Origin of the sequence: Azonexus hydrophilus DSM 23864 (assembly GCF_000429605.1) — a bacterium.
In the GTDB taxonomy this organism is placed as follows: domain Bacteria; phylum Pseudomonadota; class Gammaproteobacteria; order Burkholderiales; family Rhodocyclaceae; genus Azonexus; species Azonexus hydrophilus.
In genome coordinates, this window is the sequence record NZ_KE386925.1 from 190332 (window position 1) to 205273 (window position 14942).

The following is a 14942-nucleotide window of genomic DNA, read 5'->3' on the forward strand; positions in this document are numbered from 1 at the left end:
GGTGAGTCCATTGTATTTAAGCGGAATCACTTGATTAAGTGGGGCAAATGGATAACATTGTTCCGCATATGGAACAATTTGACGCCAACGATCTGCTGATCTTCGCCCGTGTTGCCGATGCGGCGAGCTTCAGCCGTGCCGCCGAGCAGCTCGGCCTGCCGAAATCGACCGTTTCACGGCGCGTTTCATTGCTTGAGGAACGCCTGGGCGAGCGCCTGATCCAGCGCACCACACGCCGGCTGACGCTGACCGATTACGGCCGTCAGTTGCTCGAACACGCCCGCCAGGTCGCGGTCGAAGTCGACGCCGTGCGCGCCCTCAGCGAGTTCCGCCAGGCCCGGCCGAGCGGCCGGCTGCGCGTGTCGATGCCGAACGATTTCGCCACCCTGCTGCTGACCGACATGCTCGCCGCTTTCGTCACCCTGCACCCGGCGGTATCGCTGGAACTCGACCTGTCACCGCGGCGCGTCGACCTGCTGGGCGAAAACTTCGATCTGGCCATCCGCATGGGCAGCCTGCCCGACGATGCCTCGCTGGCGGCACGAAAACTGGCCGATTTCCCCGGCGGCTTGTACGCCGCCCCGCAGTATCTGGCCGAGCACGGCGAACCGGCGCATCCCGATGCGCTCATGCTGCACGCGACCCTGCGCCTGTATGGCCGTTCCGGCGAACCGGCGGTCTGGGAGTTGCGCCATCCGGATGAACGGCAAGCCTGGCAGGGATCACCGCGCGCCCATACCGTCGCCAATTCACCGGAACTGCTGATTCATCTGGCGCGCGCCGGTGCCGGCATCACGGCCGTCCCGGACTACTTTGCCGCACCCTGGGTCCGCCAGGGTTTGCTGCGCCGGGTGCTGCCGGCCTGGTCGCTGCCGGCGCATGCGGCCTGGGCGGTGTTTCCCGGCCGGCGGCTGATGCCGGCCAAGACCCGGGCCTTTCTCGACATGCTGCTGGCGGCACTGAATCCCTAGACGCTGGCCAACAGCAACGCGCCCTTCTCCAGCGGATCGAGGTCAATGCGTTTGACCTCGCTGAAACCGGCTTCGGCCAGCCAGGCGCGGTAATCCGCTTCGCGATGGATGCTGGTTCCGGTCTCGTACATCAGGGTCAGCTTGAATGCCGCCAGATAGGGCGACGGCGGCTGGTCGTCGAGGTATTCGTGGATGACCAGCAGGCCGCCCGGATTGAGGCTGTCGCGGATGCGCCGGATGACCCGGCGATTGTCGTCGGCTGTCTGGTTGTGCGCGACCGACAGGTAGAAAACCACGTCCTGCGCGGGCGCCCATTGATGGTCGAGCACGCTGCCCGGGGTCAGCGCGATGCGTTCGCTCAGGCCATGCGCTGCCAGCCGCGCCGGGGTGTCGGCCAGGGCGCTGGGAAAATCGACGATCTGCGCACGCAATTGCGGATAGTGTTCGCAGAAGCGGATGCTGTGCAGGCCGTGCGAGCCGCCGAGGTCGAGCAGGCGCTGTTGGTCCGGTCGAAGCGGAACCAACCGCAGCAGGTCCGGCCCGAGATCGCAGGCGAAAGCCGCCATGTAGGCGGCAAAGGTCTGGCCGAGCTGGGGCCGCGACTGCATCGCTTCCCACAAGGTGGTCTGCGGCCCGCCACGGCGCAGCGCGCTGCCGAGATCGCCCATCATCGGCCAGGCTTCGGCGGTCCACAGCAGGCCCGGCGTGTAATCGACGGCGCCGCGCGAGGTGAACCAGCGCTGAGTCGATGCGCTGTTGGAATAGCTGGCGCCGTCACGTTCGAGATAGTCGATGCTGACCAGAAAATCGGCCAGCGTGGCGACACCACGCACCGAGACAGCCAGGCGCCCGGCCAGATCGTCGGTGCTCAAGGGGCCATCGGCCAGCGCTTCGAACAGGCCGAGCTGGCCGGCCGAGATGATCGCTGCCGACTTCATCATCGGCAGGTAAACATCGATCATCGGCAAGTTGTTGCCGGTAGCCGAAGAGCTCACCCGAGTGCCGCCTCGATGGCCGCCCGCAGCGCCGCATCGTCCGGTGCGGTATCCGGCGAGAAGCGGCCGATGACCTTGCCCTGGCGATCGATCAGGAATTTCTCGAAGTTCCACAGCACATCGGTGTCGCGCGCCGGCAGCAGCTTGTAGCCGGCGAGCTTGTCGCGGAAGTCGCTGCCTTCCGGATAAACGGCATTCGGGATCGCGGCAATCAGCGCGGCGTAAAGCGGATGACGCGGTTCGCTGTTGATCTGCATCTTGGCGAACAGCGGGAAGCTGACGCCGTACGTGGCGCTGCAGAATTCGCGGATTTCGTCGGCGGTGCCCGGCTCCTGGGCGGCAAAGTCGTTGCAGGGGAAACCCAGCACCTGCAGACCGCGCGGCGCCAGCGCCTGATGCAGCTTTTCCAGGCCCTCGTATTGCGGCGTCAGGCCGCAACGCGAGGCAACGTTGACTACCAGCAGCACCTCGCCGGCGTAGTCACGCAGGCTGGCCGGTCGGCCGTCCAGGGTCTGCAGGGGAATATCGTAAAGGCTGTCGTTCATTGTCTTCTCCATGGGTTCGGGGCGCTGCTTGGAGTGGCCTGCTTCGCTTTCCGTTCCCGAAGCGTCGCAAATACCCCGGATCGTCAGGCAAGCTGCGCCAGCGCCTGCAGCGCCTGCAGCGCCTCGCGGTAGACATGCGGATCGGGATAGCGTCGCGTTTCCGGGGGCAGCAGCCGGGCCACGCGTTCGCCGCGCCGTGCATCGATTTCCGGCTGCCAACCGGCGAGCACCTGGGCAACGGCATGCGGCGCGTTGCACACGAGCAGCATGTCGCAGCCGGCGGCCCAAGCGGTTTCGACGCGAGCCAGCATGTCGCCGACGACACCGGCACCGGCCATCGACAAATCGTCGGTAAAAACCACCCCGTCAAACTTCAAGTCGTTTCTCAAATAAGTTATCCATTTATTTGAAAATACGGCTGTATTGGAATCAAAGCACTCGTAGATCACGTGCGCCGCCATGACCGCATCGAGCGCCAGTTCGCGATAGGGACGCAGGTCGTCGGTCATCGCCGCCAGCGGCCGGTCGTCGACCGGCAGTTCGACGTGCGAGTCGGGAATGACGTAGCCGTGACCGGGGAAGTGCTTGCCGCAAGTGCCCATGCCGCCCGCCTTCAGACCCTCGCCAAGCGCGCCGGCGAGCGCTGCAACAACGGCCGGGTCGCGATGGAAGGCGCGGTCGCCGATCACCCGCGACGGGCCGTAATCGAGGTCGAGCACCGGTGTGAACGAGTAATCGACGCCACAGGCGCGCAGTTCGGCGGCGAGGACGAAACCGGCGGCGCGGGCGGCTGCCAGCGCAGCGACCGGATCGCTGTCATGCAGTTGGCCGAGGGCGCGCATCGGCGGCAGCCGGGTGAAGCCCTCACGGAAACGCTGCACCCTGCCCCCTTCGTGATCGACGGCGATCAGCAGGCGCGGCTCGCGCAGTGCGTGGATTTCATCGCACAGCGCCGTCAGTTGGGCACGGTCACGATAGTTGCGGGTAAACAGGATGATGCCGCCGACCAGCGGATGGCACAGGCGTTCACGGTCGAGGTCGGTGAGTTCGGTGCCGGCGATGTCGATCATCAGCGGACCGGGCAGCTTGGCGCTCATGCTTGCTCCAGCAAAACGTAGGCGACGGCGTATTCCGCTTCGTCGCTGATCGAAAGGTGCGCGGTCAGGCAGCGGTTTGCAACGATTTCCGCCAGTTGACCGTGAAAATTGAACACCGGCTTGCCCAGTTCGTCGTGGCCGACGGCAATCGCCGGCAGCAGCACCGGCGGTCGCACGCCCGTGCCGAAGGCCTTGGCGAAGGCCTCCTTGGCGGCGAAGCGCTTGGCCAGGAAGCGGCCTTTATCGGCGGCGCTCGCGAAATCGTCGCGTTCGTCCGGCGCCAGCAGCTTGTCCAGCGCCTTGTCGCCGTGCCGTTCCCACATGCCGCGCAGCCGCGCGACGGCGACGATATCGGTGCCGATGCCGACGATCATTCGGCTTCCGGATTCGCGGCGGCGGCGACCATCAAAGCCTTCATCTCGCGCACCGCCTCGCGCAGGCCGGTGAACACGGCGCGGCTGACGATGGCGTGGCCAATGTGCAGCTCACGGATGCCGGCCAGCCGGGCGACCGGCTGGACGTTGTAGTAATTGAGCGCGTGACCGGCGTTGAAGCGCATGCCGAGTTGTCGGATGGTGCGGCCGGCGACGCGGATTTTCTGCAGTTCGGCGAGCACCGCCGGCGCCTCGGCATCGCGGCCTTTTTCGTAAAAAGCGTGGGCGTAGGGGCCGGTGTGGATCTCGCAGACGCTGGCACCGATCCTTGCTGCCGCCTCGATCTGCGGGATTTCGGCGTCGATGAAGACGCTGGTGGTGATGCCGGCGTCGCGCAGACGGGCGATCACGTCCTTGAGCCGGGCTTCCTGGCCGACGATGTCGAGACCGCCTTCGGTGGTCACCTCGTGACGCCCTTCCGGCACCAGCATGGCCATTTCCGGCCGGGTCGCGCAGGCGATGCCGACCATCTCGTCGGTCGCCGCCATTTCCAGGTTAAGCTTGATCTGCGTCGTTTCCTTGAGCCGGCGGACATCAGAGTCCTGGATGTGCCGACGATCCTCGCGCAGATGCACGGTGATGCCGTCGGCGCCGCCCAGATGCGCCTCGACGGCACCCCAGACGGGATCGGGTTCATAGGTACGCCGGGCCTGGCGGACAGTGGCGATGTGGTCGATATTGACGCCGAGTTCAATCATAATTCCTGCAACTCCTTGAAAATCTTGCGGGTTTCCAGTTCCTGGCCGCCCAGGTAATAGCTCAGCAGCGTGCGCATCAGCGTCTTGGCCTCGCCGCGCGAACGCGGGTTGGAGAAATCACCGGCGCCGAGATCGAGCAGGCTGCTGCCGCGCACCACCTGGGCGTCGGCTTCGGCATGCGCCAGTCGCACCGGACCCTGCTCCATCCGGTAAGTGTAGAACGCATCGGCGGCAATGGGCTCGCCGGCGGCGTCATGCTCGAGCATCAGGCCGTAGCCGAGTTCCTGCAACAGCGCCTTCTCGAAGCTGCGCAGGTCGCCTTCACGGGTTGCCGCGTCGCTATGCGCAGCCAGGCGCTGCAGGGTTTCGGCGTAGCGGGCGAAAAGCGTCTGGTGGGCGTCCTCGCGCGGCAACAGATGCATCAGCAGTTCGTTCAGGTAGTAGCCGCAGAACAGCGCCTCGCCGCCGAGCAGCGGCTGGCCGCCGACCCATTCGGCCTTCATCAGCGTCAGCACCTCGCCCTTGCCGGCCCAGCCGATTTCCAGCGGTTGAAAACCCATCAACAGACCACGGATCGCCGCCCGCGGCCGGCGCGCACCACGTGCCAGCAGGGCCATGCGCCCGAAATCACGGCTGAAGACTTCGACGATCAGGCTGGTCTCGCGAAACGGCAGGCTGTGCAGCACGTAGGCGGGCTGGCCGTCGACCTTGCTGCGCAGAGTCATCGCGAAATATCCCGGATCGGCTTACTCGTAGCCGAGGCTCTTGAGCAGGCGCTCGTCGTCGTTCCAGCCCGACTTCACCTTGACCCAGACTTCGAGATAGACCTTGCCGTCGAACAGCCGCTCCATGTCCTGGCGGGCTTCGCTGGCGATGCGCTTCAGCGAGTCGCCACCCTTGCCGATGACAATCGCCTTGTGGCTTTCGCGGTCGACGACGATGGCGGCGAAGATGCGGCGCAGATTGCCCTCGACTTCGAATTTCTCGATCTCGACGGCGGTGGCGTACGGCAGTTCGTCGCCGAGCAGGCGGAAAACCTTCTCGCGGATGTATTCGGCGGCGAGAAAGCGCTCCGACTTGTCGGTCAGGTCGTCTTCCGGGAACATCAGGCCTTCGTTCGGCAGGTGCTTGCGCGCCTCCTTGAGCAGGTCCTGGGTTTGCCGGCCCTTGGCGGCGCTGACCGGGACCACGGCGGTGTAGTCGAAATCGGCCGAGACCTCGGCGAGGAAAGGCAGCAGCGCTTCCCGGTTTTTCAGCAAGTCGGTCTTGTTGATGACCAGGATCACCGGCCGGTCCTTCGGTAGCAGGCGCACCACCGCCTTGTCCTTGGCGTCGTAGCGGCCGGCCTCAATGACGAAGAGGACGAGATCGACGTCGTTCAAGGTCTGCGTCACGCCACGGTTCATTGCCCGGTTCAGTGCGTTCGAAAACTTGGTCTGGAAGCCCGGCGTATCGACGAAGACGAACTGGGCGTCGGCCTCGGTCAGGATGCCGGTGATGCGGTGCCGGGTGGTCTGTGCCTTGCGCGAGACGATGCTGATCTTCTCGCCGATCAGGTGGTTGAGCAATGTCGACTTGCCGACGTTGGGTCGGCCGACGATGGCGATGTAGCCGGAGCGGATTTCGGTCATGGATTCAGGGCTTTCAAGGCCGCTTCGGCGGCGTTCTGTTCGGCGATGCGGCGGCTGCTGCCGCACCCTTGGGTACGCAGCGAAGGGTTGTCGATTTCGCAGGCAACGACGAAGGACTGTTCATGGGCGGCGCCGCTGGTTTCCAGCAACTGGTAACGCGGCAGCGGCTTCTTCTTGCCCTGCAGCCATTCCTGCAGGCGGGTCTTGGGATCTTTCTGGAACTGCCCCGGCTTGAGGTCGGCGAGCAGCGGTGCGTAGAGGCGGGCAATCAGCCTGGCCGCCACCTCGAACCCGGCATCGCGATAAACCGCACCGAACAGTGCTTCGAGCGCGTCGGCCAGAATCGACGGGCGCGTGGCCCCACCGCTTTTCAGCTCACCTTCACCCAGGCGCAGCGCCTGGCCGACGCCCAGCTGCAGCGCCAGTCCGTGCAGGGTTTCCTGACGGACCAGATTGGCCCGCAGGCGGGAAAGATCGCCTTCGGGCAATTCCGGAAAGCGTTGATAGAGGATGTCGGCGATCACGCAATCGAGGATGCCGTCACCGAGGAATTCCAGGCGCTCGTTGTTGGGCGTGCCATAGCTGCGGTGCGTCAGCGCCGTACGCAGGAGAGCGGCATCGGCAAATTCATGCCCGATGCCTGCGGCGATTTTCTGCGGCGTCATGCTTATTCCGCAGTCGTCCCCTTGTAGTCAATCAGCAGGCTGACATTGGCGAACAAGGGAATGCGTTTTTCATAGGCGAACTCGATGACCACCTGGCCACGCTTGTCCTTGTAGATTTCAAGGTCGCGTGACGAAAACGCGAGATGGTCGACTTCGGCATACTTGTCGAAGGAACGGCGCAGCTCGACCACGGTTGAATCCGGCGTTGCCTTGGCGACTACCGCCTTGCTGCCCTGCAATATCTTGTAGTACTCGATGACCGAAGGCGTCACCTTCATGCCCAGCACGGCCACGAGGACTAGGACGATACCCCAGAAAATCAGGCCGGAAAGCGCTACACCACGTTGATATTTCATGTTCTCACCTTACCTGAATGCACCGATACGGCTGAAGTCGTCGAAATTCAGCCAGATGAAGAAGGCCTTGCCGACAATGTTCTGTTCCGGCACGAAGCCCCAGGCCCGGCTGTCGCGGCTGTTGTCGCGATTGTCGCCCATCATGTAGTAATGGCCGTCCGGCACCTTGCAGGTCACGCCACTGGCATTGTATGTGCAATTTTCCCGATAGGGAAAGGATGAAACACCGGGAATGAAGGCCGGCGCGTCGGCATCGTTGAGGATTTTATGCTCGACGTCGCCAAGTTTTTCCGTGTATTGCTCGGAGTAGTACAGACGCTCGGCATGCAGGAAGTCCGGCTGCTTTTCCATGGCCACGGCCTGGCCGTTGATGCGCAACTGCTTGTTGTGATACTCGATGGTGTCGCCCGGCAGGCCGACCACGCGCTTGATGTAGTCGAGCGAAGGATCTTCCGGATAGCGGAAGACCATCACGTCGCCGCGCTGCGGCTCGTTGACATCGATGATCTTGGTGTTGATCACCGGCAGGCGGACGCCGTAGGTGTATTTGTTGACGAGGATGAAGTCGCCCACCAGCAGCGTCGGGATCATCGAGCCCGAGGGAATCTTGAACGGCTCGAACAGGAAGGAACGGAGCACGAAGACGATCAGGATCACCGGGAAGAAATCGGCCCCCCACTCCACCCACAGCGGCTGCTTGTCGTTGGCAGCGCGCAGCTTACGGAACTTGAGGATGTCGATCGCGTACAGGATGCCGGTGACGACGACCAGAATGAGAAGGATCAGGGCGAAATTCATGCGTTCTCTCAGCTATCAACGCGCAGCACGGCGAGGAATGCTTCCTGCGGGATTTCCACCGAGCCGACCTGCTTCATGCGCTTCTTGCCGGCCTTCTGCTTTTCCAGCAGCTTCTTCTTGCGGCTGATGTCGCCGCCGTAACACTTGGCCAGCACGTCCTTGCGCATTGCCTTGACGTTCTCGCGGGCGATGATGTGCGATCCGATGGCGGCCTGGATGGCGACGTCGTACATCTGCCGGGGAATCAGCTCGCGCATCTTCGACGCCAGTTCGCGGCCGCGGTACTGCGAATTGGAGCGGTGCACGATCAGCGACAGCGCATCGACCTTCTCGCTGTTGATCAGGATATCGAGCTTGACCACATCGGCGGCGCGGTATTCCTTGAAATCGTAGTCGAGCGAAGCGTAGCCCTTGGAGCAGGACTTCAGCTTGTCAAAGAAATCCATGACCACTTCGGCCATCGGCATCTCGTAAACCAGCTTCACCTGGCGGCCGTGATAATGCATGTCGACCTGATTGCCGCGCTTCTGGTTGCACAGCGTGATGACGTTGCCCAGGTAATCCTGCGGCACGAAGATGGTCGCGGTGATGATCGGTTCGCGCACTTCCTCGATCTTGGAGATCTCCGGCAGCTTGGCCGGGTTCTCGACCTGGATCACCGAGCCGTCGCGCTGCACGACTTCGTACACCACGGTCGGCGCGGTGGTGATCAGATCCTGATCGAATTCGCGCTCCAGGCGCTCCTGCACGATTTCCATGTGGAGCAGGCCAAGGAAGCCGCAGCGGAAGCCGAAGCCCAGCGCCTGCGAGACTTCCGGCTCGTATTGCAGCGAGGCGTCGTTGAGCTTGAGCTTTTCCAGCGCTTCGCGCAGCGAGTCGTACTGGTTCGACTCGACCGGGTAGAGACCGGCGAACACCTGCGGCTTGATTTCCTTGAAGCCGGGCAGCGGCTCGGTCGCCTTGCGGTCGGCCAGGGTGATCGTGTCGCCGACCTTGGCCGCCTTCAGTTCCTTGATTCCGGAAATCACGAAGCCGACCTCGCCGGCCTTCAGCGACGGGCGTTGCAGCGATTTCGGGGTGAACACGCCGACCTGTTCGCACAGCTGGGTGGCGCCGGTGGACATGAAGTAGAGCTTGTCCTTGGGCTTCATCTCGCCTTCGACAACACGCACCAGCATGACGACGCCGACGTAGTTGTCGAACCAGGAGTCGATGATCAGCGCCTTCAGTGGCGCGCTGACATCGCCCTTGGGCGGCGGCACGCGGGCGATCACGGCTTCGAGGATGTCCTCGACGCCCAGCCCGGTCTTTGCCGACGCGAGCACCGCATCGGTCGCGTCGATACCGATCACGTCCTCGATTTCCTGGCGGGCGTTGTCCGGATCAGCCGACGGCAGGTCGATCTTGTTGAGCACTGGCACCACTTCGACATCAAGGTCGAGCGCCGTATAGCAGTTGGCCACCGTCTGCGCCTCGACGCCTTGCGAGGCATCAACGACCAGCAGCGCGCCTTCGCAGGCCGACAGCGAACGCGAAACTTCGTAGGAGAAGTCGACGTGTCCCGGCGTGTCGATCAGGTTCAGGTTGTACACCTTGCCGTCGCGCGCCTTGTACTGGAGCGCCGCTGTCTGCGCCTTGATGGTGATGCCGCGCTCGCGCTCGATATCCATCGAATCGAGCACCTGCGCCTCCATTTCACGGTCGGACAGGCCACCGCAGAGATGGATGATGCGATCGGCCAAGGTCGATTTACCGTGGTCGATGTGGGCGATGATGCTGAAGTTTCTGATGTGGTCCATTGCAGGCAGTAAAAAAGGGCGCTAACGGCGCCCTTGGCGATTCGGAAGACCCTGAATTCTAGCGGATTTGCACCAAATATTCACGGGTTTTGGCCTCATCCAGGAAGTAGTGACAGAGCTCGGTTTCACCGTGCAGCAGCACCGGCACCAGTTCGTCGTATTTTGCTTCGAGCGCCGGGTCGGCATCGACGTCGACTACCGTCACCGTCGCCCCGAACTCGGCCGCCAGCGGCGCCAGCGCCGCCTCCATGTCATGGCACAGATGGCAGTAGCCACGGCTCATCAAGGTCAGTTCAATTGCCATTCAAGCCCCGCACGGTCACGAAGGTCTGCATTTCGCCACGGCGGATCAGCAAGGTGACGTTGGTATTCCTGTCCAGTTGGGCCAGCAGTTTGTTGAACTGCTCGGCCGACTTGAGTTCGGTGGTGCTGCCGCGATGGATCAGGGCAATGATGATGTCGCCCTGGCGCAACTCGGCACGTGCCGCTGCACCGCGCACTTCCTCGATCACCAATCCGCCGTCGATGCGCAGCGCACGCCGCTGTTCGGCGGAGAGTTCGCCGACCACCAGACCCAGTCGATTGGCGCTGCGCTCGGGCGCGCGGCCGGCGCGTGGCGGTCGCGCAGCGGCCTGGGACTCGTCTGCCATCTGGCCGACCACGACAGCGATGTCGCGCAGCTTCCCTTTACGCCAGACCTGGACCACCGAGCGCATGCCCGGACGGGTCGCTGCGACCATGCGCGGCAGATCGGCCGAGGTCTCGACCGCCTTGCCGTCGAAACGCAGGATCACGTCGCCGGCTTCGATGCCGGCTTTTTCGGCGGGTCCGTCGCGCTCGACGGCATTGACCACGGCGCCCATTGGCCGCGCCAGGCCCAGCGAATCGGCCAGCTCCTTGCTGACCTCCTGGATGACCACGCCGATCCGCCCACGATTGACCTTGCCCGACATCCGCAGTTGCTGCTGGATATCCATCGCCACGTCGATTGGAATGGCGAACGAGACGCCCATGTAGCCGCCGCTGCGGCTGTAGATCTGCGAATTGATACCGACCACTTCACCGTTCAGGTTGAACAGCGGCCCGCCCGAATTGCCCGGATTGATTGCCACATCGGTCTGGATGAAGGGCACGTAGTTTTCCTGCGGCAGCGAGCGCCCCTTGGCCGAAACCACGCCGGCGGTCAGCGAATTGTCGAAACCGAAGGGCGAACCGATGGCCACCACCCACTCGCCGACCTTGAGCCGGGACGGGTCACCCAGTTTGACGAAGGGCAGGCCGCTGGCCTCGATCTTGAGCAAGGCCACGTCGGTCCGCTTGTCGGCGCCGACAATCCGCGCCTTGAACTCGCGCTTGTCGGTCAGACGGACCGTGACTTCCTCGGCGCCGTCGACGACATGCGCATTGGTCAGGAGGTAGCCATCGTCGCTGATGAAAAAGCCGGAACCCAGCGACTTGTTGTCGAACTCCCTGGGCGCAGCACCGCCGCCGGGAACACGAGGAAAGAAACGTTTGAACAACTCGAACGCCGGATCGCTCTCGTCGAACGGGAAAGGCATGGCCCCGGCCTGTCCGCGAACGGTCTGCGTGGTACTGATATTGACCACCGCCGGCCCCTGCTTTTCCGCCAGTTCGGTGAAATCCGGCAGTCCGCGCGATTGTGCCTGGGCCAGACCGACGGTAAGGAGCAAGGAAAGAATCGCCAGAATGTGCTTCATTGACCGGTTTTCTCCTGAATCTCGGGGATGCGGGAAATGATGTGCGGCCGACTGCCGGGATCGCCCACCGGTTGTCGCGAGCGGCGTGCCGCCAGCGCGAAGGCAGCAACCACGCCAATCAGGCTGCCGACGATGGCCCCCATGTCGCCGCCCAGTTGCGCGCCGAGCACGGCCCCGCCGATCAGGCCGAGCACCGGCAGGCCGTAGGCCAGATTGGCACCGCGCCGCAAGGTTCCCGCCGTGACGGCAACTGAAACCGTGTCGCCGACTTCGGCGCCGATGGCATTGCCCACGCGATAGCGACGCGGGCCGCTACAGAAGGTCTGGGTCAGGTGATGGCCACCGCAACCACCCTTTTCATGGCAACGGCCGCAACCGCCCTGCGCGATTTCGACGACGGCGCCGGCCGGATCGACCAGGCGGACGACCGCCCGGATGACGCTGCCCTCGCCTTCCATCACCAGCGCCTGTCGGGAGCGATGTCGAGCAAGGGGCGCAGCTTGCCGGCGACGGCCTCGCGTGCCCGGAAAATCCGCGAACGGACGGTGCCGATCGGGCAGTCCATGATGCCGGCGATTTCTTCGTAGGACAGCCCCTCGATTTCGCGCAGGACGATGGCCGTGCGCAATTCCTCGGGCAAGGCATCCATCGCGCTATTGACGGTCTGGCCGATCTGCTTGGACATCAGCAGACTCTCCGGCGTATTGATGTCGCGCAGCAGGGCCGCATCCTCGAAGCCCTCGGCCTCGTCGGCATCGAATTCGGTACTGGTCGGCGCCCGCCGCCCCTGGGAAACCAGGTAGTTCTTGGCGGTGTTGATGCCGATCCGGTACAGCCAGGTATAGAAGGCGCTGTCGCCGCGGAAGGACGGCAAGGCGCGATAGGCCTTGATGAAGGCCTCCTGCGACACATCCTCGACTTCTGCCGCATCGCGGATGTAGCGCGACAGCAAGCGACCCAGCTTGCGCTGATACTTGCTCACCAACTGGTCGAAGGCGCCTTGATCGCCGCCTTGCGCCCGCTCGACCAGCAACTGATCGACCTCGCGCTCGCTCATGACTCTGTTTTTCCCGGGAATATGTTCTTGTTGGGGCAGAGTATAACGCAGGCCTTTTGACGCCACCCCTAGGGACTTATCCCTAATTGTGATTTTCTGTAACGATGTGAATCGTTTTCCGCGTGCTATATTGCGCGCCGGATTATCTTCTCCGGGAAACATCGTGCTCAACTTTGATGTGCTCATCATCGGCAGCGGCCTCGCCGGTCAATCGGCGGCGCTTCGCCTGGCCGATCATTGCAGCGTCGCGCTGATCAGCAAGCGCAAGCTTGAGGACTCCGCCTCCGGATGGGCCCAGGGCGGCATTGCCGCGGTGCTCGACAACCGCGATTCGATCGAAGCGCATATCCAGGACACTTTCGTTGCCGGCGCCTGGCTGAATGACGAAAAGGCCACCCGCTTCGTTGTCGAGAACGGCCGCAGCGCGATCGAATGGCTGATCGAACAGGGCGTTCCCTTCACCAAGGACGAATCCGGCTATCACCTGACCCGCGAGGGCGGTCACAGCGCCCGCCGGGTCATCCACGTCGCCGATGCCACCGGCGCCGCGGTCCAGCAGACGCTCACCGAGAAAGTCCGCAAGCACCCGAAGATCCATGTCTTCGAAGACCATATCGCCGTCGACCTGATCACCGGCAGCAAGCTCGGCACCGACAAGAACCGCTGTTTCGGCGCCTATGTCCTCAACAGTGTTTCCGGTGACGTCCTGACCATCGGCGCAGCCAACACCCTGCTGGCGACCGGCGGCGCCGGCAAGGTCTATCTGTTCACCACCAACCCCGACACCTCGACCGGCGATGGCATCGCCATGGCCTGGCGCGCCGGTTGCCGGGTGGCCAACATGGAGTTCATCCAGTTCCACCCGACCTGCCTCTACCACCCCAACGCCAAGTCCTTCCTGATTTCCGAGGCCGTGCGCGGCGAAGGTGGTCTGCTCAAGTTGCCGGACGGCACGCGCTTCATGCCTGAGCACGACGAGCGCGAGGAACTGGCGCCGCGCGACATCGTCGCCCGCGCCATCGACTTCGAGATGAAGAAGCGTGGCCTGGACTGCGTTTACCTCGATATCTCGCACAAGGGCGAAGCCTTCATCCGCGAGCATTTCCCGAACATCCACGCACGCTGCCTGGAGCTCGGCATCGACATCACCCGCGAACCGATTCCGGTCGTTCCGGCTGCCCATTACACCTGCGGCGGCATCGTCTGCGACCTCGACGGGCATACCGATGTCGCCGGTCTCTACGTTGCCGGCGAAGCTTCCTGCACCGGCCTGCACGGCGCCAATCGCCTGGCGTCCAACTCCCTGCTCGAATGCCTGGTGTTCTCGGAAGCGGCGGTCAAGGACATGCTCGCGCAAAAGCCGGCACCGCTGCCTGCCCTGCCCGACTGGGACGACAGCCGGGTCACCGATGCCGACGAGGAAGTGGTGATTTCTCACAACTGGGACGAACTGCGCCGCTTCATGTGGGACTATGTCGGCATCGTCCGCACGACCAAGCGACTGAAGCGCGCCGAACATCGCGTGCGCCTGCTGAAACGCGAAATCAACGAGTTCTACGCCAATTTCCGGGTCAGTCACGACCTGATCGAACTGCGCAATCTCGTCCTCACGGCCGAACTGATCATCCGTTGCGCCATGCTGCGCAAGGAAAGTCGCGGCCTGCACTACTCGCCGGACTATCCGGACATGGCGGCAAAACCCCGCAATACCACGCTCAAGCCACGTCGCCAGAAGCGCTGACGCGGTTCTGCCAGCGCAGGAAAACCCTTAGCCGGCGAAACTCGTCCGGCCCGCTGCTATCGACGGTCACCACCAGCACGCTGGCCGCCCCGCCGCTTTCCGGTGCCAGATGCAATACCGTCAGCCAGCGATGGACCGTAGCCCCCGGCAGGCAACGCAGCGCAACAAACTCGCCATCTTCCTGCAAACGCCCCTCCACCCTGCCGTCGTGGGTCAGGCGCAAGGCGGCAAACGGCGGACGTAGTTGCCGCCAGGCCAGCCCGACGAGCAGGACGACAACCACCAGCAAGCCCGCCACCTGCCAGGGTTCCCCTGGATAGAAGCCGATGAACACGACGCTTGCCAGCACCACGAGCAGCAGCAGGCGATCGAGCAAAAAAGAACGGTGCAGTCCGATGATCACCGGAAACTGCACCGTTCGTCTCCCTGGCAGTCGC

18 protein-coding genes are annotated in these 14942 nt (G+C 63.6%); 2 read left to right on the top strand and 16 right to left on the bottom strand.

Going from position 1 to position 14942, the window contains the following annotated elements; genetic code table 11:
• Positions 1 to 68: 68 nt before the first annotated feature.
• Complete coding sequence (locus tag G471_RS0112250) at positions 69 to 971, top strand: LysR family transcriptional regulator (RefSeq protein WP_028995600.1); 903 nt, start codon at positions 69 to 71, stop codon at positions 969 to 971.
• Here the strand turns inward: G471_RS0112250 and G471_RS0112255 are convergent.
• From G471_RS0112255 to rpoE, 15 genes are all read right to left on the bottom strand, one after another.
• Positions 968 to 1966 carry a methyltransferase gene (locus G471_RS0112255; protein ID WP_043421588.1) on the bottom strand — a complete coding sequence of 333 codons (999 nt, stop codon included), beginning with the start codon at positions 1964 to 1966 and terminating at the stop codon, positions 968 to 970. The two genes, G471_RS0112250 and G471_RS0112255, sit on opposite strands and share 4 nt — an antisense overlap.
• Positions 1963 to 2511: a glutathione peroxidase gene (locus tag G471_RS0112260; RefSeq protein WP_028995602.1), complete on the bottom strand. Its 549-nt coding sequence runs from the start codon at positions 2509 to 2511 to the stop codon at positions 1963 to 1965. The genes G471_RS0112255 and G471_RS0112260 overlap by 4 nt, the downstream gene beginning before the upstream one ends.
• Positions 2512 to 2594: 83 nt before the next feature.
• Positions 2595 to 3608 carry a beta-N-acetylhexosaminidase gene (nagZ, locus tag G471_RS0112265; RefSeq protein ID WP_028995603.1) on the bottom strand — a complete coding sequence of 338 codons (1014 nt, stop codon included), beginning with the start codon at positions 3606 to 3608 and terminating at the stop codon, positions 2595 to 2597.
• The gene (acpS, locus tag G471_RS0112270) at positions 3605 to 3982 is read right to left on the bottom strand and encodes a holo-ACP synthase (RefSeq protein ID WP_028995604.1); all 378 of its coding nucleotides are present in this window, start codon (positions 3980 to 3982) and stop codon (positions 3605 to 3607) included. The genes nagZ and acpS overlap by 4 nt, the downstream gene beginning before the upstream one ends.
• Complete coding sequence (locus G471_RS0112275; RefSeq protein WP_028995605.1) at positions 3979 to 4740, bottom strand: pyridoxine 5'-phosphate synthase; 762 nt, start codon at positions 4738 to 4740, stop codon at positions 3979 to 3981. Before G471_RS0112275 ends, acpS begins: the two co-directional genes overlap by 4 nt.
• A complete protein-coding gene (gene recO, locus G471_RS0112280; RefSeq protein ID WP_028995606.1) occupies positions 4737 to 5465 on the bottom strand; it encodes a DNA repair protein RecO in 729 nt (242 codons plus the stop codon). Before recO ends, G471_RS0112275 begins: the two co-directional genes overlap by 4 nt.
• Positions 5466 to 5486: 21 nt before the next feature.
• On the bottom strand, positions 5487 to 6371 hold the full coding sequence (era, locus tag G471_RS0112285; RefSeq protein ID WP_028995607.1) for a GTPase Era: 885 nt from the start codon (positions 6369 to 6371) through the stop codon (positions 5487 to 5489).
• A complete protein-coding gene (gene rnc / locus G471_RS0112290) occupies positions 6368 to 7036 on the bottom strand; it encodes a ribonuclease III (RefSeq protein ID WP_028995608.1) in 669 nt (222 codons plus the stop codon). The genes era and rnc overlap by 4 nt, the downstream gene beginning before the upstream one ends.
• Positions 7037 to 7038: 2 nt before the next feature.
• Positions 7039 to 7392: a DUF4845 domain-containing protein gene (locus G471_RS0112295; protein ID WP_028995609.1), complete on the bottom strand. Its 354-nt coding sequence runs from the start codon at positions 7390 to 7392 to the stop codon at positions 7039 to 7041.
• A 9-nt stretch (positions 7393 to 7401) separates the two neighbouring features.
• Positions 7402 to 8190 (bottom strand): signal peptidase I, encoded by a 789-nt coding sequence (lepB, locus tag G471_RS0112300; protein ID WP_028995610.1) that lies wholly within the window; start codon positions 8188 to 8190, stop codon positions 7402 to 7404.
• Positions 8191 to 8198: 8 nt separating this feature from the next.
• Positions 8199 to 9989, bottom strand: coding sequence for a translation elongation factor 4 (gene lepA, locus G471_RS0112305; protein WP_028995611.1), 1791 nt, complete (start codon positions 9987 to 9989; stop codon positions 8199 to 8201).
• 58 nt (positions 9990 to 10047) lie between these two features.
• The gene (locus G471_RS0112310; RefSeq protein ID WP_028995612.1) at positions 10048 to 10293 is read right to left on the bottom strand and encodes a glutaredoxin family protein; all 246 of its coding nucleotides are present in this window, start codon (positions 10291 to 10293) and stop codon (positions 10048 to 10050) included.
• Complete coding sequence (locus G471_RS0112315) at positions 10283 to 11707, bottom strand: DegQ family serine endoprotease (RefSeq protein WP_028995613.1); 1425 nt, start codon at positions 11705 to 11707, stop codon at positions 10283 to 10285. The genes G471_RS0112310 and G471_RS0112315 overlap by 11 nt, the downstream gene beginning before the upstream one ends.
• Positions 11704 to 12165, bottom strand: coding sequence for a SoxR reducing system RseC family protein (locus tag G471_RS17575; protein WP_051295466.1), 462 nt, complete (start codon positions 12163 to 12165; stop codon positions 11704 to 11706). The genes G471_RS0112315 and G471_RS17575 overlap by 4 nt, the downstream gene beginning before the upstream one ends.
• Positions 12165 to 12764 (bottom strand): RNA polymerase sigma factor RpoE, encoded by a 600-nt coding sequence (rpoE, locus tag G471_RS0112325; RefSeq protein ID WP_028995614.1) that lies wholly within the window; start codon positions 12762 to 12764, stop codon positions 12165 to 12167. Before rpoE ends, G471_RS17575 begins: the two co-directional genes overlap by 1 nt.
• A gap of 160 nt (positions 12765 to 12924) precedes the next feature.
• Here rpoE and nadB point away from each other — a divergent pair, with 160 nt between their 5' ends.
• Positions 12925 to 14505 (top strand): L-aspartate oxidase, encoded by a 1581-nt coding sequence (nadB, locus tag G471_RS0112330; RefSeq protein ID WP_028995615.1) that lies wholly within the window; start codon positions 12925 to 12927, stop codon positions 14503 to 14505.
• Here the strand turns inward: nadB and G471_RS0112335 are convergent.
• The gene (locus G471_RS0112335; protein WP_028995616.1) at positions 14480 to 14920 is read right to left on the bottom strand and encodes a protein YgfX; all 441 of its coding nucleotides are present in this window, start codon (positions 14918 to 14920) and stop codon (positions 14480 to 14482) included. The genes nadB and G471_RS0112335 overlap by 26 nt on opposite strands.
• Positions 14921 to 14942: the final 22 nt, after the last annotated feature.